General features: G+C 56.3%; 16 protein-coding genes and 2 tRNA genes. 10 read left to right on the forward strand and 8 right to left on the reverse strand.

The window, feature by feature from the left end:
* The first annotated feature begins 35 nt into the window (after nucleotides 1-35).
* From BP758_RS04980 to BP758_RS04995, 4 genes are read left to right on the forward strand one after another with little or no spacing between them, the layout of a single operon-like run.
* Nucleotides 36-524 (forward strand): gamma carbonic anhydrase family protein, encoded by a 489-nt coding sequence (locus BP758_RS04980; protein ID WP_292369312.1) that lies wholly within the window; start codon nucleotides 36-38, stop codon nucleotides 522-524.
* Entirely contained in the window at nucleotides 517-1,809 is a 1,293-nt protein-coding gene (locus tag BP758_RS04985; RefSeq protein ID WP_292369314.1) for a CoB--CoM heterodisulfide reductase iron-sulfur subunit A family protein, read from the forward strand. Before BP758_RS04980 ends, BP758_RS04985 begins: the two co-directional genes overlap by 8 nt.
* Complete coding sequence (mtnA, locus tag BP758_RS04990) at nucleotides 1,806-2,849, forward strand: S-methyl-5-thioribose-1-phosphate isomerase (RefSeq protein WP_292369317.1); 1,044 nt, start codon at nucleotides 1,806-1,808, stop codon at nucleotides 2,847-2,849. The genes BP758_RS04985 and mtnA overlap by 4 nt, the downstream gene beginning before the upstream one ends.
* Nucleotides 2,850-2,875: 26 nt before the next feature.
* Entirely contained in the window at nucleotides 2,876-3,577 is a 702-nt protein-coding gene (locus BP758_RS04995; RefSeq protein ID WP_292369318.1) for a DUF116 domain-containing protein, read from the forward strand.
* Here BP758_RS04995 and BP758_RS05000 read toward each other — a convergent pair.
* The 4 genes from BP758_RS05000 to BP758_RS05015 all read right to left on the reverse strand — a co-directional run bounded on the left by BP758_RS05000 (nucleotide 3,542) and on the right by BP758_RS05015 (nucleotide 5,754).
* Nucleotides 3,542-3,955: a polymer-forming cytoskeletal protein gene (locus BP758_RS05000; protein ID WP_292369320.1), complete on the reverse strand. Its 414-nt coding sequence runs from the start codon at nucleotides 3,953-3,955 to the stop codon at nucleotides 3,542-3,544. The two genes, BP758_RS04995 and BP758_RS05000, sit on opposite strands and share 36 nt — an antisense overlap.
* 64 nt (nucleotides 3,956-4,019) lie before the next feature.
* Nucleotides 4,020-4,859, reverse strand: coding sequence for a geranylgeranylglycerol-phosphate geranylgeranyltransferase (locus BP758_RS05005; RefSeq protein ID WP_292369321.1), 840 nt, complete (start codon nucleotides 4,857-4,859; stop codon nucleotides 4,020-4,022).
* A 105-nt stretch (nucleotides 4,860-4,964) separates the two neighbouring features.
* Entirely contained in the window at nucleotides 4,965-5,543 is a 579-nt protein-coding gene (locus BP758_RS05010) for a hypothetical protein (RefSeq protein WP_292369322.1), read from the reverse strand.
* Nucleotides 5,544-5,679: 136 nt separating this feature from the next.
* Nucleotides 5,680-5,754, reverse strand: a tRNA-Arg gene (locus tag BP758_RS05015).
* Between the two features lie 64 nt (nucleotides 5,755-5,818).
* On the opposite strand from BP758_RS05015, the gene BP758_RS05020 reads away from it, so the two are divergent.
* From BP758_RS05020 to BP758_RS05030, 3 genes are all read left to right on the forward strand, one after another.
* Entirely contained in the window at nucleotides 5,819-6,934 is a 1,116-nt protein-coding gene (locus BP758_RS05020; RefSeq protein WP_292369324.1) for a tRNA (guanine(26)-N(2))-dimethyltransferase, read from the forward strand.
* 245 nt (nucleotides 6,935-7,179) lie between these two features.
* A complete protein-coding gene (locus BP758_RS05025; protein WP_292369973.1) occupies nucleotides 7,180-8,253 on the forward strand; it encodes an FIST signal transduction protein in 1,074 nt (357 codons plus the stop codon).
* Nucleotides 8,254-8,261: 8 nt separating this feature from the next.
* Complete coding sequence (locus BP758_RS05030) at nucleotides 8,262-9,527, forward strand: sensor histidine kinase (protein WP_292369326.1); 1,266 nt, start codon at nucleotides 8,262-8,264, stop codon at nucleotides 9,525-9,527.
* A 36-nt stretch (nucleotides 9,528-9,563) separates the two neighbouring features.
* Here the strand turns inward: BP758_RS05030 and BP758_RS05035 are convergent, their stop codons facing one another.
* Entirely contained in the window at nucleotides 9,564-10,679 is a 1,116-nt protein-coding gene (locus BP758_RS05035) for an OBG GTPase family GTP-binding protein (protein ID WP_292369328.1), read from the reverse strand.
* Nucleotides 10,680-10,932: 253 nt separating this feature from the next.
* Here BP758_RS05035 and BP758_RS05040 point away from each other — a divergent pair.
* Nucleotides 10,933-11,007 (forward strand) — tRNA-Glu (locus BP758_RS05040).
* Between the two features lie 67 nt (nucleotides 11,008-11,074).
* On the opposite strand, the gene BP758_RS05045 is transcribed toward BP758_RS05040, so the two are convergent.
* The 3 genes from BP758_RS05045 to BP758_RS05055 form a co-directional block, all read right to left on the reverse strand.
* The gene (locus BP758_RS05045; RefSeq protein ID WP_292369330.1) at nucleotides 11,075-11,524 is read right to left on the reverse strand and encodes a hypothetical protein; all 450 of its coding nucleotides are present in this window, start codon (nucleotides 11,522-11,524) and stop codon (nucleotides 11,075-11,077) included.
* Between the two features lie 870 nt (nucleotides 11,525-12,394).
* Nucleotides 12,395-14,092, reverse strand: a complete 1,698-nt coding sequence (locus BP758_RS05050; RefSeq protein ID WP_292369333.1) for a transporter substrate-binding domain-containing protein — start codon at nucleotides 14,090-14,092, stop codon at nucleotides 12,395-12,397.
* 432 nt (nucleotides 14,093-14,524) lie between these two features.
* Nucleotides 14,525-17,149 (reverse strand): PAS domain S-box protein, encoded by a 2,625-nt coding sequence (locus BP758_RS05055; protein WP_292369335.1) that lies wholly within the window; start codon nucleotides 17,147-17,149, stop codon nucleotides 14,525-14,527.
* A 317-nt stretch (nucleotides 17,150-17,466) separates the two neighbouring features.
* Here BP758_RS05055 and BP758_RS05060 point away from each other — a divergent pair, with 317 nt between their 5' ends.
* Nucleotides 17,467-18,963, forward strand: coding sequence for a methyl-accepting chemotaxis protein (locus BP758_RS05060; RefSeq protein ID WP_292369336.1), 1,497 nt, complete (start codon nucleotides 17,467-17,469; stop codon nucleotides 18,961-18,963).
* Between the two features lie 19 nt (nucleotides 18,964-18,982).
* Nucleotides 18,983-19,513, forward strand: a complete 531-nt coding sequence (locus BP758_RS05065) for a chemotaxis protein CheW (protein WP_292369338.1) — start codon at nucleotides 18,983-18,985, stop codon at nucleotides 19,511-19,513.
* Nucleotides 19,514-19,699: the final 186 nt, after the last annotated feature.

The raw sequence follows: 19,699 nt of genomic DNA on the forward strand, positions 1-19,699 counted from the left end.
CTGTCTGTACCTTAAGTTCCTATGGTATTATGGGTATGGATGGGAAGATTGCAGGGACCCCGCTCTGGTGCGCCCCCAATGCGACCATGGTGGGGAAGGTCACGGTGGGATCTGATGTCGGGATCTGGTTTGGGGCAGTCATCCGGGCCGACAAGGACCGGATCATAATCGGCGACCGCTCGAATATCCAGGACAACTGCGTAGTCCACACGAGCGCCGGGTTCCCGACCACGCTCGGGTGCGATGTCTCCGTAGGCCACGGGGCGATCCTCCACGGGTGCACGATCAAGGACCGGGTGCTCGTCGGTATGGGCGCGATTGTCCTCAACGGTGCCGTTGTGGGTGAAGATTCCCTGATCGGCGCCGGGGCGGTTGTCACCGAGGGCATGCAGATCCCGCCCGGCTCGGTCGTGCTCGGCGTCCCGGGCAAAGCGATCAAGCAGACAACGCCGGCCCAGCGCCAGCATATCCTGGAAAACGCAGCATCCTATGTGAAGCTTGCCGGGGAATACACCCATGCGTGAGGTTGTTGTCATCGGCGCCGGTGTTGCCGGGATCCAGGCAGCGCTTGACCTTGCAAACCACGGGGTGACCGTTCACCTCGTGGAAAAGGAGCCGACGATCGGCGGCCACATGGCCCAGCTCGACAAGACATTTCCCACAAACGACTGCTCGATGTGCATCCTCTCCCCGAAGATGGTGGAGATCCAGAGGCACCCCTTTATCCGCATCCATACCCTTTCCGAAGTAAAGGCAGTCACGGGAAAACCCGGGCACTTTACCGTCACCATCCTCGCGCACCCCCGCTATATCGATATGGAGACCTGCACCGGCTGCGGTGACTGCGTGCAGATCTGTCCCGTGGAAGTCTACAACCGGTTCGATGCCGGGGTCGGGGTCAGGAAGGCCATCTACAAGCCCCACCCGCAGGTAGTCCCCGACCGGGTGGTAAAGGATGCGGAGCACTGCATCGAGTGCGGGCTCTGCTACGATGCCTGCGGCCCGCAGGCGATCCTCCACGAGGATGCCGGGCGCGAGATGACCGTCAGCGCTGCGGCAATCATTGTGGCGACCGGCTACGAGGTCTTCGATGCAAAGAAGAAGCCGGTCTTTGGCTACCTCAAAAACCCGGACGTTATTACGAGCATGGAACTCGAACGGATGATCAATGCGAGCGGCCCGACCGGGGGACAGCTCCGGCGCCTGAGCAACGGAAAGGAGCCCAAGAGCATTGTCTTTATCCAGTGCGTAGGCTCCCGGGACATGCCCCAGAACCGGCCTTACTGCTCCTGCGTCTGCTGTATGCAGGCGATGAAGAACGCGATGCTCATCCGGGAGAAACACCCGGAGATCGAGGTCACCATCTTCTACATGGACGTCCGCGCCTACGGAAAGGGCTACGAGGAGTATTACGAGCGGGCAAAGTCCGTGGGCGTGAAGTTCCTGCGGGGTATGCCCCCCGAGGTCCAGGCAGACGGGAAGGGCATGAGATTTGTCGTGGAGAACACCGAGACCGGCGAGGTACAGGCCCTCCGCCCGGAGCTCGTGGTCCTCTCGGTGGGCATCGAGCCCTCGCCGGCAACGGCCGGTCTTGCCGAAAATCTCGGCATCCCGCTTGAGAACACCGGCTTTATCCGCTCGGCCCACGATGCCCTGGACACCACGGGCACGGTGCGGCCCGGGATCTACATCGCCGGTACCGCGGTTGCGCCAAAGGATATTCCCGACAGCGTTGCCTCGGGAGAGTCCGCTGCAATGCGGGCATTTGTGGATACCAAAAAAACAGCGGTACGGGCGCGGTCCGTATGAAGGAGATCGCAACCCTCTGGTGGGACGACGAGCTCGGCGGTGTCCGGTTCATCGACGAGACCCTGCTCCCGGAGAAGTACGCAATCGTCCGCTGTACAAGCGTGGACCGGCTCGTTACCGCGGTAAAGCGGCTCGAAGTCCGGGGAGCGCCGGCGCTCGGCGTTGCCGGGGGGTACGGCGTTGCCCTTGCTGCGGCAAACTGCCCGGAGTCCTCCTATCCCGCGTTTGTAAAGAAGGTCACCAAAGATGCCCTCAGGATCCGCGAGAGCCGGCCTACCGCGGTGAACCTGAGCTGGGGCGTTGACCGGGTGCTTGCCCGGGTGCAGGCCGCTTCGGGCGTTTCGGAGGCAAAAGCCGCAGCCCTTGCCGAAGCAAAGGCAATCGCAGCTGACGATACCCGCTGCTGCCACGCGATCGGCGGCTTCGGGGCCGGCCTCCTGCCGGACGAGTGTACCGTACTCACCCACTGCAATGCGGGAGCGCTCGCCTGCTCGACCTGGGGAACGGCGCTCGGCGTGATCCGCTCGGCCGTTGCCGAGGGGAAAAAGGTAAAAGTGATCGCCTGCGAGACCCGGCCGCTCCTCCAGGGCGCCCGGCTCACCGCATGGGAGCTTGCCCGGGACGGGATCGACGTTACGGTCGTCACCGACTCGATGGCGGCCCACATCATGCGTACCGGCACCATCGATGCAGTGATCGTCGGGGCAGACCGGATCACCAAGGACGCGGTATTCAACAAGATCGGCACGTATATGCACGCTGTCTGCGCACACTATCACGGCATTCCCTTCTTTGTCGCAGCCCCGATCTCGACCTTCGATGCAACACGGCTGGAAAAGGACGTAGTCATCGAAGAGCGGGGCCGCGAGGAGATAGCGGTTGTCGGGAACCGCACCCTGCTTCCCGACGGCGTCCCGGTCAGGAACTATGCCTTCGATGCAACCCCCATGAACCTCGTGCGGGCGATCATCACCGAACAGGGCGTGGTCATCCCGCCCTTTGACATAAACGAACTTATCGCCAGAAACACGAGACCCTGAAATTTACCTGCGGACCGGTAGTACCCATGGAACTTGACCTGACACCCTGGCACAGCCTTGTCTATATCATCGGAGAAGCGGCAATCCTTATCTTTCTCGGGGCGCTGCTCGTCTCCTTTATCCTCGTCGTTATCTCGCTTTATTCCATAAAGAAAGGCAAGCTCTACTTCCCCCGCCTGATCCGGGCCGGCATGGTGCTGCTCGAAGGTAACATGAAGGCATTCTTCCGGCTCCTCGGGCTCGAGGACCGGGACATGCTCACGTTCATCATCAAGATCCATAACACGATGAACGCCGCTGCATTCTCCGACATCCCCCTTTCCGAACGGGCGGTCTTCTTCCCCCAGTGCCTGCGCTCGGCAAAGTGCCCGGCCCACCTCACGCCCGAAGGCCTCAAATGCGTGAACTGCGGGCAGTGCACGGTCGGGGAAGCAACGGTCCTCCTGGAGAAGATGGGCTACCGGGTCTTTGTCATCCCCGGCTCCTCGTTTATCAAGCGCATGGTGAAAAAATACCACCCCAAAGCCATCATCGGCGTCGGCTGCCTGACCGAGGTAAAAGAGGGCATCGACATGGCCGACAAGATCGGGCTTGTCGCCATGGGCGTGGTGACCATAAAAGAGGGATGCGTGGAAACGCTCGTGAACTGGCAGGATGTGTACGAGGTCGCAGTGCTCGGCCTCGACCCGGCATCAGTTCCCGAGAACCTTCATACTCTTGCCGGTTAATTTCCCGCTTTTTATCCTGCCGTGGACCGTGATGGTCTGTTCGCTGGTCACGTCCCCGACATGGACATCGGGCCGGATCATGACGTTTCCCCCGGCCTTTACCTCGTAGACCACGCAGTGGTCGAGGAGGGTAACATCGCCTGCCGCAACAAGCGGCCCCTTAATCCGGGCATGGCTCCCGACGATCGCGCTGCCACATTCAACATCCAGGGCAACACTCGATTTCATGCCCAGTTCAAGACGGCCGGTGACCACAAGCCGTCCCCAGAAATGGGTCCGGGGAGGCACGATAAAATCGCCGTCGATCCTGACATTGCCTTCGTAATACGCTCCTTTCGGGGCATAATACGTGCTGCCGTTTTGGATGACGCCTGCCATAATTCCCAAAATAGATGAGACATGGCTATGGCGATAAACTTTCTTGTTACCGATCTTTTTTTACTTACAGGAAAAGGGCTGACAGGGTAAAGATGACCAGCGAGGCAAACATCCCGTACTTGAGGAGGCCGGTCGATCCCGTTGCCTTTAAGGCAGCAGGGTCACTGCACGGGAGCGCCCGGGCCGCTGCCGCAAGGATGACGAGGTCGACGATGGCGATCCCGAGAAGGTACCCGGGGCCCCACCAGGCATACGGGACAGCGCTCGCCGCAACCGCTGCAATGGCAAAGACAAACGCGAGGAGGGCGGACTTTTTTACCCCTATCCGGAGCGGCAGGGTATCGGCCCCGCCGGCCCGGTCCCCTTCCATGTCCTCGGCATCCTTTAAGATCTCCCTAGAGAGCATGGCAAGGAAGGTGATGGCGGCAACCGGGAGCATGTGAAGAAAACCGGTCCACCCGGCAAACGCCCCGCCGAAGAGGAAGATACTCGCCGAGAGGTACGATACCGCGGCGTTCCCGAAAAACGGGGTGCTCTTGAGCCAGGCCGCATAGAGGACGAGGAGAAGTGAGTTGACGAGGGCGAGCGCAAAGCAGATCTCCGAAGTAAAACCGGCAAGGAAGACACCGGCGCAGAACAGGATACCGGCATAGATAAGGGCAGCATTCCGGCTGACTGCTCCCGAAGGGATGGGGCGTTCGGGGCGGTTGATCCGGTCGATCTCTGCATCGTAATAATCATTGATCACGTTTCCTGCCGCGGTGATCAGGGTGACGACGAGAAGGAGCAGGAGGACGCCGGGCACGAGCGTGCCGGTGGCAATAAGATACGCGACAATGGCGGCAAGGCCGGCAACAACCGCATTTGCCGGGCGGATGATCGAGAGAAAACCTGCGGGCCGCATGAACTAACGTACCTATCTCGCCGGGCTCTTATTAACCTCGCGGCAGCCCGGCCCGGGCCAACGGGATACCGGCTCGTGGATACTTCGGGATGGCTAAAAAAGAGTTCAGGTGAAGATTGCCGGTGAGAGCGACCAGGCAGCGGTGAAACTTACCGGGCTCTCGGATTTCAGGGGTTCGGTCGTCATAAAGACTTCAAGTACTGCTCCCTGGGAGAGGGCGGCGTATTCCTTGTCCGAATCGATCACTACATAATCACGGACCGTGTTTGCCTGCCCGGGCCCAAGAGGAGCCGATTCAGCCCCCGAACCGTCATGCGAAACACCGACTCCCCCGAAGGACACACCGTCGGCACCGGTAATCCTGCTGTACCAGTGGAGCTGGACCGGATCCTTCCCGGCGTTCCGGGCATTGACGTAGATATTGATCTTGTGGGCGCCGGAATCGGATTTGTCAACGGCGATATCTTCTATGGAAGCATTGACCGCACAGGTTCCGTTCTTCAGTGCCAGTACTTCTCTCTGGCCGGGAAGATTTCCCCCAAACGTGGACGCGGGCGAAGTCATTGCGGAGACCACCGGGGTCCCGGTACCGGTCGTACCTGCCGGGGCGTTCGATGTACAGCCTGCGATAAGGATCAGGGAGAGTGCAAGGACTGCAAGGGTAAGGGCAATACTGCGTTTCATGATTCTTCTCTGCTCCTGTCAAGTGAATTTGCAGATCAGTTTTTGTACGGCAGATCTAAAAAAAGTACAGGTAACCATACATTTTTCCCGGGCAAAACGTGCAGGAAACGGCAGGAAAAACAAAAGGGGAACACGACGGGCGAGGGGGGATTTGAACCCCCGACCATTAGCTTAGGAGGCTAACGCTCTATCCGGACTAAGCCACTCGCCCGCTCTCTTACCAATTGCAGGGGAATATGTATAAGTTTTGCGCGCTCGAATCTCTGTAGTTCGCAATGGATCTCACCGAGGCAACGGAAGGAAAGACAACCATGCTTGTGCCGGTCCAGGATACCGGCGGGCAATTCCCACCGGGGACCGCACCGGTCTTTTTCAACCGCCGTATGGAGATCAACCGGGACGCGACCATCCTCCTCCTCTCGGTCCTCAAACCCTCCGATTACGTGGATGCCATGGGGGCGACCGGTGTCCGGGGCCTCCGGGTGGCAAACGAGACCGGGGTCCCGACGACCATCAACGACAAGGACCCCGAAGCAATCCCGGTCATACAGGAGAACGTAAAACGCCTCGGCCTTCCCGTGACGGTCACCTGCCGGGATGCCTGTTCGCTCCTCTTCGAGCAGTCGTTTGACGCAGTCGACCTCGACCCGTACGGTTCGCCGGCGCCGTTTACCGATGCCGGGATCCGTGGCTGCCGGCGCTTCCTTATGGTCACCGCAACCGACACCGCACCGCTCTGCGGGGCACACCTCCATGCCGGCATCCGCCGGTACTATGCCCGGCCGGCAAACACGATGTACCATGCGGAAGTCGGTCTCCGGATCCTCATGGCATTTATCGCACGGGAGACGGTGAAGTACGACAGGGGGGTCGAACCCCTCTTCTGCTTTGCCCGCGAGCACTTTGTCCGGCTCCACCTCCGGCTCACCCGGGGACCGCAGGCAGCCGACCGGACGCTCGCCCGCCTCGGGTTTGTGCTCCAGTGCCCCTCCTGTGCCTACCGCGAGGAGCACCCGGGTATGTTTCCCCCGTCCGGCACCTGCCCGCACTGCAATAAACCGCTCTTCCCGGTCGGGCCGCTCTTCCTCGGGAATACCTTCAGCGACGAGATCCTTTCACAGATGCAGGAGCTGCTCCCCTCGCTCGAACTCGGGACGAAAAAGGAACTGGGCAAAATCCTTGAAACCTGCCGGGAGGAACTGCCCACCGCCACCTTCTACGATTACCACATGCTCGCCCAGAAACTTGCCACATCGCCGCCACGGATAGAGACGGTTCTCGAACGGCTCCGTTCTGCCGGGTATAACGCGAGCAGGACGCACCTCTCGGGAACAGGGCTCAAAACCGATGCACCGCTGCCGGTCATCAACGAAGCACTTACCGGCAAATAACAGGGATCCCGTACAGTGGCTGCTTTTTTTAATTGCGTGCCACTATGTCTGACCTGCACTCAATTCGCCGGTCAGAATTCTGACAGGATATACTACGGCATTACTCACCATATCCGGATGATAAAAAATAATCTCCAAATCTAAATCGAGTACTATAATGACTATCCCATACAACAATTTTTTGATAAGCCATGATCCAGACCGCCTGTTTTATTGCACATTCACCTGATGAACTCATGGAGGGAATGACACAAAAAAAGCCATTTGCTCCCACACTTGCTTTTGTCTTTGGTGCGGTAAAACTCGGACTCCCCGATATTGCACGGCGTCTTGGCACTCTGAATATTCCGGTTTTTGGTTCATCGTCGGGAGGGGAGATAATCGCACGGCCCGGGAATTCCCCGGTCAGTGAACAATCCGCAGTATGCTGCCTCCTGGACATCCCACCGGCGTATTTTTCCGTGGAACTCTTTGATCGGAACAACGGTGATGCAGCGGAATTCGGAAAACAGATCGGGAAATGGGGTGCAGAACGGTTCTCCCATCCGGCATTTATTCTCCTGATTGCAAATCTCGATAACAATGGGGAGGAGATTATCAGAGGAATAGAAAGTGTTTGTCCGACGGATACACCCATTTTCGGAGGATTTGCCGGGGATACTTCCATCCCAAAAAAGCCGGTTGTCTTTACAAACGACAGGCATGTCACTGACGGGCTTGTCGCGCTTGTCGTGGATCACGATAAAGTATCGGTTCGCGGGGTTACGACCAGCGGATGGACCGGCATTGGTGTCGATCTCGTGATCACATCTTCAAAGGAACGTACGGTATACACTATCAATGATCGCCCTGCTCTCGATGTCATAGAGGAATACCTGAATGTGACCGATGCCGATATATTACCGGTAGCGATAAATTTCCCGTTGCTCGTAAAACGGCCTGACGGGATCCAGATCCTCCGCACGATCTTTGCTGCCGATTTTCCCGCACGATCTATCAGGTTTGCCGGCAATGTCCCGCAGGGATCGAAGGTGATGTTCTCAAGTTCGTTCGGGCGCAATACAACCGTTACAGCACTCCATGATATGGAAACCTATCACACCCACCATAAAAAAGCGGATCTTCTCCTCATGTTCAGCTGCCTTGCACGCCTGAAATCCTCCGGACCCCGGGTGAACGATGAGATCACTGCTGCGTATAACTTCTGGAAATGCCCTCTCGTGGGATTATTCTGCTGCGGGGAGATCGGTCCGGCCGGGACAGGTACCTGCGAACTCTATAACGAGAGTATCTCGCTTGTTCTTTTCCAGATCAAATAAGGGACATTATGAGAGAGCTGGACAACCTGGGAAATATCTGGCGGGATATACAGGAACGCCTTTCTCCAGAAGAGAGACGGGATCTGGAACGGACACTTACAGCAGCAACGGATGCTGTGGCATTCCTGGAAACAAAATACATCGATGCACTTCGGGACCGGGAGGTCGTGCATTCGCTCTTAGAAAAGACTTCAGCCGATCTTGTCCGGAGATACCAGACAACGTTTGAGTATTCCGGTACTGCAATGATGGTACTCGAACGTGATGGGAGGATATCCCTTGCCAACTCGCATGCCAAACGTATGCTAGGGTATTCCGCCGAGGAAATTGGGAGTTCCCCCCGGATTTTTCAGTTTACCGATGCATCACTTGAGGAAAAGATCCGCCTTTTTTTACAGAAAACAAACCCTGCCGGGGATTCCCCGTCACTGCAATTGGAGGGACAGGTAACCCGCAGTAACGGAGAAATGGTATCTGTTACCGGGACCCTTGGGAGATTTCCCGAAACCGGACAATGCATTCTCTCCCTTCTCGATATTTCAGAACGCAGGTATGCAGAGGAAGCCCTTGCGCTGGCAAATAAAAAACTCAATCTTTTAAACAGCGTGACCAGGCACGACGTAAATAATAAACTCCTTACCCTTGAAGGGTATCTTCAGCTGGCATCCGGCAATCCTGATACCCCTCCGGCAGTCCGGACGTTTCTTAAAAAAAGTCTCGATTCCACATCACATATCGAGGAACTTATTGCATTTACCCGGTACTATCAGGACCTGGGTATGCGTCATCCCGACTGGCACAATGCCACTGAAGAGATCCTTGGCGCAGCAGCTCATATTTCTCATGAAGGAGTTGTTGTGAGGGCAGATCTGGGCGGACTCCTGATATATACGGATCCTCTCATTCAAAAGGTCTTTTACAACCTCATCGACAATGCGCTCCGTCATGGAGAACACGTTACCGAGATCTCGTTTACCCTCATACATGAACAAAACGGTTTCGTGATTATCTGCACGGATAATGGAACCGGCATTCCGGCTGACGAGAAAGAGAGGGTTTTCGAACGAGGCGTTGGGAAAAATACCGGTCTTGGCCTTTTTTTGATCCGGGAGATCCTTTCGATTACCGGGATTACCATCCGGGAGACGGGCACATTCGGGAAGGGGTGCAGGTTTGAGATTCAGATCCCGCAGAAGGTAGGAAGGATTGCGGAAAAGGACTCTGGAGAGGGTTCCTCATTACAGGGTTCCCCGCATACCACGGGTAAGAAATAACCCGTTTTTTGTTTTCCAAAAAAAACGACGATCGTATCAATGCTCAATGATGATCGAGAGGATATCGCCATCGACAAGCGAGTGGGAGATGCCGACCCGCTGGCCGCCGTGCTTGACAGAATCGCCCCAGACCCGGGCATAGCGGAACCGGCGCACGAAGTCCCGGTGGAGCTTGTTGCAGACATCCTCGACCGTGCTCCCGGTCCTGACGATGAGCGGCACATCGAGGTCGGCTTCCTCGTTCTGGGGTTTTAAGTACACCCGCATGAACCCGAGGCAGTCGTAGATGGCGTCTTTGAGCTCCTCCATGTGGTATCCCACGTGGGCGGAGATCATAAGCGGTGCAATACCGAACCGCTCTTTTATGGTGCGCTCGATCTCGTCAGACTGGGCTTTGGTAACGAGATCCACTTTGTTGACGGCGATAAATGCCGGGACATAGACCCGGTTACCCTGCACCGCGTCGATGAAGTCTTCCTGGGTTGCGTTCCCGCGGATGAGCACGTCGGCATTCATCATCTTGCTCTCGGAGAGGATAGTCCGGACTTCCTCGATATCGAGGTCGAGGGTGCCAACCGCCGAGAGCCGGATACCGCCGACCGAGGACTTCTTGATGGTAATATCGGGTTTGGGGACGTTGATACGGATCCCGGCATTGTAGAGTTCCCGCAGGAGCACGTTGACGTGCTGGCCGTTGAAGACATCCACGAGGATAATGATGATGTCGGCACTTCGCACGACACCGATAACTTCCTTGCCACGACCCTTGCCCATGGCTGCGCCGGCGATAAGTCCCGGAATATCCAGAAGCTGGATCTTTGCGCCCTTGTGTTCGAGGGCGCCGGGCACGACCGTGAGCGTGGTAAATGCGTATGCCCCGACGGCGCTTTCGGTGCCGGTGAGCTTGTTTAGGAGCGTGGATTTACCCGTGGACGGGAACCCGACGAGCACGGCGGACGCATCGCCCGACTTCTTGACCGAGTAGCCTTCGCCGCCTCCGCCGGACTTCATCGCCCGGTTGACCGCCTCGTCGCGGAACTTTGCGATCTTTGCCTTGATCCGCCCGATGTGTTTGGAGGTAGCCTTGTTGTACGGAGTTTTCGTGAGCTCCGCTTCCAGCTCGGCTATCTGTTCTTCAAGACTACCAGCCATTTCTTATATTAATCGATGCACGTTCGGGATATAGTTATTTATGGAAACGGCCCGCATTCCCGCCGGATTTGCCAGGCCCTGCCGGGCCATTGCGTGCCCCGGCAGATCAGGGTACGGTTTACGAAGGGCCGGACCGATCCGGGGGAGACCCGGGTCCATCCGCGCTTTTTCCCGCGACAGCCAGAACGGCAGGGCGAACACTGCCTGACAAACTTTAAGTAAGTCCATCACCCATGTTATTGGGCAATTACGCGCTGCTATAGTGTAGACCGGCCAATCATGCGAGCCTCTCACGCTCGCGACAGGGGTTCGAATCCCCTTAGCAGCATTTTATCACCGATGGTTCGATTCTCTAAATTATTTTTCAGAGAGCACCAGCCATAAAGTCTTATGATTTATTTCAAAATATTCGCATTTTCGCCAATGCCAATTTTATATGTCCACCCGCTTGATTCTTCAATATAGCCATATTTTGAACTTGACGGATAACCATCGAACTGAAATTGGGCGCTGTCTCCCGGTTTTAATCGGATAAAACTCACTGGCACGCCAAAGTACGCAAAATTTCCGTTTGGATCATACCATCCAACTTCCATATAAAAGCCCATAATTTTACCACAATTATTTGTTATAGTTCCGGAGACGCGCCTTGTGTCTGCAATATTTTGTCCTAAATATCCGCTGGATTTATCGATTTCAGAGAGTCCCGTAATCTGGAAGCAAGAATATTCGGGGGTTTGGGCTACATATCCAGAGGAAGTTTGTGAGGAAAGATGGGCAACACCGTTTTGTGAAACGCCGTTTTGAATTGAAGGTGTGAGTACTGCTGCATTATCTGAATTCATATTCGAATTTGTAGATAGGCAACCCGTGATAAAAAAATATTGATGCGAGTACAAAAATTAAAACAAGATTTTTCATAGATAATTCCTTTCGATATCTGTTTTATTGACAATTGTGATATAAATAATTCTCGATTAATGTTGATAGCACGACTATCGACATCAATTTTTTTTCAGACAAAACTTACGACGTAATCGTAAGGCGGGTTTAACTCAAGTCCTTCCAATTTATCAGCACCCCTATATATAGTAATGAAATTTTTACTAAATTTCATATATTATTACAAGAAAATAAAGCTATTATGCCGGTTGATAGACGATGTCCAAAATGTGGAAATCATTATCCAATGAAACCCTATAGAAAATACTGTATGAGACCTGATTGCAAAGGTATCCTTATTATTGACCCAATTTATAGTGGGCTAGTTTTGGATGAAAAGCGGTTATTAAGAAAGTAACTATAGCAATAAATTACTCTTTTTGTTATTAATATCGGAATTCATTCCTCCACTACTTAATTCCATCATACAAGTTTTTCCAGAACGGTTTAGTCACATCATTTTCAGGAGCCAGATCCTCCGGATCAGGTTCATCATTACGGTTCGGGGAAGTGATTCCATCATTGCGATTCCTCCCCCTCCTCGCTTCTGCTCGGAGTCGCTCGGGCGCCTCGTCGGGCCCTCGCTGGGCCAGAACCTTGATCGAGATTCAGGATCCCGGTAAGTACGTAGCGCAAAACCCGACGAGGCGTTTTGCGCGTAGGGCATCGCTAATGTCGCCCTGAAAAAGTTGACCCGGTCAGGCCGTACTCAAACGTGGAGGAAACACGTCAAAGGCGACTGATGGCATCGCCCGTGTGAGTGAGGGGGCAGATTATCCCTTCGCATCCGTAAACCGGTACCCTCCTTTCGGCACCGCGATCTCAAACCGGGCGCCTTTGCCCGGCTCCCCGGTCTCCCGGATCGTGATGCCGGTCAGGGAAAGGATCTCGCGGGAAAGGTACAGGCCAAAGCCTTTCCTGCGCCCGTATTCCTTCTCGAAGATCTGCTCCTTGTGGTCTTGCGGAACGCCCGGCCCGTTGTCCTCGAAGAGCAGGACAAGACCGTCGGGGGTCTCTTTGAAGGTAAGGGAATATGCGGTCGCCGTCTTTGCATGGTCGCCGATATTTTCCGCAAGTGCGAAAAAGACCGTCTCCAGCATCGGATCGGCCCAGATTTCAAGACCTTCGACCTCAAGGCGCCGCTCCAGCTGCGGAAGCGTCATATGCGAGATCCCCAAAAGGAACGACTGTTCCACATTCTGCCAGCCGGGCGGAGACAGTCCCAGGGCCTGGAAGGACCGGGCAAATTTCAGGGCCTCCGACATGGTCTGGATAACATCCCCCATCTTTGCAAGGTATTCCTCGCGTTTCTCCGGGATACCCGAAGTGTCTGCCATATGGAGATAGGCAGAAAGCGAGAAGAGAGCGGTCTCAACATCCTGGATCGAGATGGCGTTGAGGACCGTCATCTTCTTGCGTGCAAGGGCCAGCGCCTCCTCGGTCTTTCGCCGTTCATCGAGTTCTATTACGAGCTCGCGGGTCTTCTCGTCGACCGCCCGCCGGAGGGATCGGTTCCACGCGACGATGATGATCGTGATGATAACGAGAATGACAATACATGCGAGAAAGCCGGTCAGCAGCCATGAATCAATGCCCTCGGGCTCGAGGGTTGTCGAGACCCACCGGTCCACGATCTGGTCGCGTTCGTCAGGAGAGATGCTCGCTATTCCCTTGTTTACGATCCCCTGGAGTTCGGGTTCATTGCTCCTGACCCCGATCGAGACCTGGTACTGCTGCGGGATTTGAGGGGTGTATTTCCCCGAGATCTGGAGATTGGTCAGGCCCTGGTGATCGACATCCCAGCTTGCCGATGCAAGATCCCCGAAATAAGCATCGGCACGCCCGTACGAGACCATCTCCAGGCCGGACTCGATATTCGGGACGGTGACGATATGGATCTTCGGATACTGTTCCCGGAGCAGGATTTCTGAGGTATAATTATCCACGGCAACTACGGTCTTTCCCTCGAGATCGGCCAGGGTAAGGTTCTGCGGGGACCCTTTCCCGGTAATGATGACAAGGGGCGGCTGGTAATAGGGGGCGGTATAATTGAGATACCCTTCCCGGAGATCGGAGACATAGACCGCACCGAGCAGGTCCGTCTGGTTTGCCCGGACTGCCAAAAGACAGGAGTTCCAGTCGGACTTCCTGACGGCAGTGATGTGCAGGCCGGTCTTTTCAGAGATTTTTTTGAGGAAATCCGCACTTATGCCCACATAGTTGCCCCGGGCGTCAAAATATTCAAACGGGGGATAATCGGGATCCGGGCAGACGGTAATCTCCGGGTGCGCAGCTATCCACTGCTGTTCGTCCGCACTCAGCTGAACCGGCACGGTTTCCCCGGATGCCGGGTTTCCCGAAAGGATCGGCCAGCCGCCAAAAACAAGGACCGCGGATACCGCAACAACTACGAGCGCGATGATTGCCACAGCGAGAATTGCTGCATTCTTGGAGGGTTGGGAGTCCGTCACGCCGAACCTCTGTAAAATACATCTGCCTGCCATGGGGTAATGAGACTTTCCATTTTACCATGGGGCTCTCCCCCTCCGGACACAGATTGCCGGTAGCGTTGTCCGGAATGGATCCGCAAAGGCTATTGGAAGAACCCGGCATTTCGCGCAACCATGGGGGAGGGTACCCCCTCCTTCGCGGACACAAGGGGAGGGGGGTGATCCCCTGTTTAACAACGCACGGGGGGGTGGGTACCCCCCACCCCCCTCCCCCCTGCCGGCCGTATCCGTCCGCAGGGCTCCGTCGGAAGGTTTACGCAAGCAACCGAAAAGCTGCCGGAACAAGGGAGGGGGGTACCCCCGCATCACCGCACACATGGGGGGGTGGGTGCCCCCCACCCCCTCCCCGTCAGTACCGGAACCGGCCCTTCCTGTACGGTCCCGGCGCCCGGCCTATCCCACGACTTTCCGGGACTTGTTATCGAAGAGAACGTCCAGTTTCCGCTCCATCTCCACGAGCGCTGCTTCCGCCCGTTTGCGCTCGGAGATATCGCGCACCACTGCCACCGCAACCTCTTTTTTCCCGAGGAAGGTATGCCGGAGGGTGATCTCGACAGGAACCATGGTACCGTCCCGGCGGACACGCTTAACCTCGAAACATGCCTGCCCGTTATCGTGCAGGGCATCGCGGATCTGCTCGTTGGACTGCGAGCCCGGCCCGGTGATAAGATCGAGCGGCGTCATGGTCAGGAGTTCCTCCCGGGAATACTGCACCATGGTGCAGGCCGCATCGTTCACCTCGATGAACTTCCCCGGCATCCCGTTTTCCTTAATCTCGATAATATGGATGGCATCCCGGGTGCTGTTGAAGATCCGCCGGAACTTCTCCTCGCTCTCGCGCAGGGCATCCTCTGCTTTCTTCTGTTCGGTAATATCGCTCGACGCAATAATAATCCCGCCAATGGATCCCTCTGCCGTATGCCACGGCCGCATCTCCCAGGAGATCCACTGGACCGAACCGTCCCTCCGGACAAACCGCCGGTCCCCGGCACAGAGCGTCTCCCCGGCCAGGCCGCGGCGATGGATCTCCCGGATTGCCGGAGTAATTTCAGGAAAGATCTCGTAATGGGACAGGCCGGTAATATCGCCGTCGCCCAGATGGTAATCGGTCATCCAGCGGCGGCTGGCCACCAGGTAGCGCATCCGGGTATCGAACATGGCAATCGCAACCGGGGCATCCCGGACGAACCGGCGGAGCATCTCCTCGCTCTCGCGCAGCACGTTTTCGGCATGCCGCTCTTCCGTGATATCGACATCCATCTTGATAATGCGCCGGATCTCCCCGTCGTTGTCGCGCACCGGTATCAGGGTTACCCGGAGGTAACGGGTGACCCCGTCGGCCGACCGGTATTCGTCGTCAAAACGCTGGGGATCCCCGGACTCTAAGCAGCGGAAGAAGAACGAACGCGCGTAATACTGCTGAGCCGTCTGGAAGGTCCCGTCGCGGAACATGCCGGAGAGGCCGGCGGACGAGAGGTTGTATAACCGTTCTGCTGCCGGGTTTGCGCAGAGGACCTGGAACCTGCGGCTGGCATCGACAGAAAAGACCATGATGGCATCGGAAACATTGCAGAAGACCTCGAGATATTTCTGCTTGCTCTGAATAAGGTTACGGACTGCCCGGTCACGGTCCGACATGTCGCGGACAAACAGGCACCAGCTGCCGGTATCGTCGTAATACAGGTAATTGCAGAGGACTTCCACAAAAAGGGGATACGCGTTTTTATCTTTGACTACCGCTTCAAACAGGTGGCAGCCGTTCTGCTGCGACCGTTCCCGGATCTCTTCCCAGGGGAGGCAGACCGGGGGTTCTCCCGAGCCGGGCCGGGTAAACCGGAGGCTGGACCCCGGGGAAAGGCCGAGCGTATCCAGTGCGGGTTTGTTCAGGGACACAATACGTCCGGCTTTGTTGAGCCAGAGGATCATCTCGCTGGTATTGTTAAGGGTGAACTGGAGCCTCTGGAGGTGGCGTTCGGTATCCCTGCGCTTCTGGTTCTCGCGATAAAATGCATCGGTAATTCCATAAAATTCCTCGTCACGTTCCTGGAGCAGGGCATCGGTTTTTTCCCGGTACGTGCGGAGAGCTTCGCGGGCATCCACCAGTTCCGTGATGTCGGTGCCGCTGGTATGGTATTCGGCAAGCGGGCCCTCGGCCGGGAAGATGCCCCGGGTTGTCCAGCGGACCCACCGGAGCTCTCCGGAAGGGGGGATGACCCGGCAGTCAAGGTTTTTCTCCGGTTCGTCCCGCGAGACGGATGCATAGTGCCTCTGGACTGCGGTGCGGTCTTCCTCGGGGACATTTATCGAGAATCGCCGGCCGGTTATCTGTTCCGGGGACAATCCGGCAAGCCGGCCAAATGCAGGGTTTGCCCAGGTAACGATCCCGCTTGGCAGCGAGTGGAAGACGTACTCATTCTGGGATTCGGCAAGGGCCCGGTATTCCTGTTCGAGGTGCAGGATACGTGCTTTTGCCGTCTCGTCCCTTGTGATATCCTTTATCACGATGGCACTGCCGGTACTGCTGTCGGCAAAGATGACCGGGAGGTACCGGATATCGTAGATCGAGCCCCGGTATTTTACCGTACTCGCGGAATGGCCCGGGTCCCCGATAAAAAAACCATTGTCGTCAACAGGGGCAGCAGTAAAACAGCTTTGCACCACCGGGTGGGCGAGCGCACCCAGGGGCTTTCCGAGGATCTCCTCAGGCGTGCAATCCACCCACTTGTAAAAAAGGGTGTTTGCTGCAACACAGGCGAAGTTCCGGTTGACACCGATCACCGGGTCGGAAGAGATCTCTGCAAGAACAAGGAACGGGGTCCTCTTTGACAGGTAAAAGATCTTTGCTTTCCCGAGAATGCGGATATCCACCTGGCCGTTCTTATGGAGGATCTCCAGGTATTTGGATACGGTGTTGCGGCTGATGTTGAGCGCCTGCCAGATCTCCTTAATGTACAGGCCCTCCGGATGAGAGGACAGCAGCCGTGTTATCGAAGAAAAAACCTCTGTTTCGGCAGCCATTCTGTACTCCTGCGTATCCCGTTAGCCCTATAAAATCATGTAACTAATGCGCAGCGTTGAGGTTGCGCATATGGGATCGTTAATGTCGGGGGCATTATACTAACACGATCATCCGGCATCGATCATTCTCCCGCTCCCCCCGTTGCACCTGCACGGGAGAACCCGTTCCTACCCCTTGCAGGCCAGAGAGACTCTCAACCGGTTTCTGTTCCGGCCATTTCCCGATGCCTGGAGAAAACCGGAAAAAACAACGACAAAAGGTTAACACCATGACCGATACGCTCCCTGGAAACAACGACCGGGTATCCCCGGAAATCATGCAACTCCGAGAGACAATGGAAAAGCAGGCAGAAGCCATTGCCCGGTATGAATCTATCCTCGACGCAGTTCCCTTCCCGGTCCATGTGACGGATAACGATATGCGCTGGATCTACATGAACCGCGCATTCGAAAAACTGCTCATTGAAAACCGCGAGATAACCGACAGAAAGACGGCCTACGGGAAACCGTGCAGCACGGCAAATGCGAACATCTGCAGGACCGAAAACTGCGGGATCAACCAGCTCCGCACCACCGGGAAAAACGAGACGTATTTTGACTGGCACGGTGCCTCGTGCCGGCAGACCACGGCAGAAGTCCGCGATGTCAAAGGAAAGGTAACCGGGTATGTCGAGACCGTTGAGGACCTCACCTCAATGGTCCGGAGCCGGGACTTCATGGCGCACGAGATCGATGGGCTGATCGGCGTGCTCGATATGATCGGCGAAGGAGACCTGACCGCCCATTATGAGATCGCTCCGCCGGACGAATATACCAGAGGCGTGTACGACGAACTGGTGCGGTTACGGGACGCAATCCGCAAGGTTGTCACCAGCCTGAAAACAAATATCGGCGACGTCAACCGTGAGATGCAGACCGTGACCTCAACGGCTGACCAGGCAAGCAGGGGGGTCGAGGAGGCCTCAAAAGGCATTACCATCATTGCAAAGGATGCGACAGAGGTCAGCGAGAATGCCCAGAAAGCCGCCTCCGGCATCGACCAGATCTCCAAAGCCATGCAGGACATGAGCGCTGCGATCGAAGAGATTACGTCGAGCATGGAGAGCGTGACCTCGCAGGCAAAGAATGCAAACGATGCGGCCCGCAAGGGCGCTGAACTCGCCGGCCGGGTCAACGGTGATATGGACGATATCACAAAGCGGGCCGGGGCCACCTACGAGGTGGTCAAGGAGATCGAGAAACAGATGGCCGACATCAGCAAGATCATCGTCCTTATTCGGGATCTTGCCAACCAGACAAACCTGCTCGCCCTCAACGCGGCAATCGAAGCAGCCCGTGCCGGCGAACACGGGCGCGGATTTGCCGTCGTGGCCTCGGAGGTCAAATCGCTTGCCCAGGAATCCCGGTCCAGTGCCGAGAAGATCGAGGATATGATCACCCATCTCAATAACGCAACAAGAAAAGCCGCGGAAGTCATTGAGGAAACCAAATCCGTGATCGAACGGGGCGGACAGGAGGCCCGCCAGGCTCTGGAGGGCTTTGTGACCATCCAGAAGGCTGCCGAGACGGTGGCAAACAGTGCATCAGAAGTTGCCGCAGCCACAGAAGAACAGGCTGCTACCACCGAGGAGATCACGGCAAGCATCCACGAGGTCTCCGACCTGGTGGGTCAGACGGCTAAAGATGCCGGGGATGCCGCGGCAGCCACGGAGGAATCGGCAGCCGCTCTCGATGAGATCTCACAGATGATCCGGACCGTACATTCGGTTGCGGTCGATGCTGCCGAAGCAAACCGCCGCTTCAGGGTAAGCTGACTACGGAGTGGATGTTGCCATGAGCACAAAGGCAGAACCTTCCCCGGGAAGTACACCGGCCGTATCGCCCGAAACCCTGCCGGGCCAGATCCAGATCGTGGAGTTCGTGCTGGAAAACGAGCACTTTGCCATCGACCTGTTTGATGTAAAGGAAGTAGTCGAGTTCACTACCATCACCAAACTTCCCAATGTCCCGCCGTACGTGCGGGGGATCATCGATCTGCGCGGCGAGATCACCACGATCGTTGATCTCAAGCACCGCCTCAATATCAGGAGCGAGGCTGCACAGATCGCCGATACTTCGAGGATCATCGTTCTCGACGATGCCATTACCGCCTCCAAAGTCGGGATCCTGGTCGACGACGTAACCTCGGTCTCGACCTTTGAGAGCACCCAGGTGGATCGTACCTCCGCTTCAATCAGCCACGAGGATACTGCCATCATCGGGATCATCAAGCGCAGGATCCGGATCCGGGACCGGGAGAGCCACGAACTGATCATCTGGATCGACATAAAAAAACTCCTCGGCGACCTGGATTCAGGCGAGTGAATTAAAAAAAGGGAATACCACTCATGACGATCGTGCATCACGCCGACAGGATTTCCCGCAGCCGGGAAAAAACCACATATTTTTTCGGGGCAGATAGAAGGGGCCACCGGAATATACCGGACCCTGTGCACGGAAACGGGGCAGAACGGCATGGTGGTATTACCGGCAGTGAATATTCAGGCAGGG

This window comes from Methanoregula sp. UBA64 (assembly GCF_002502735.1).
Classification (GTDB): Archaea; Halobacteriota; Methanomicrobia; order Methanomicrobiales; family Methanospirillaceae; genus Methanoregula.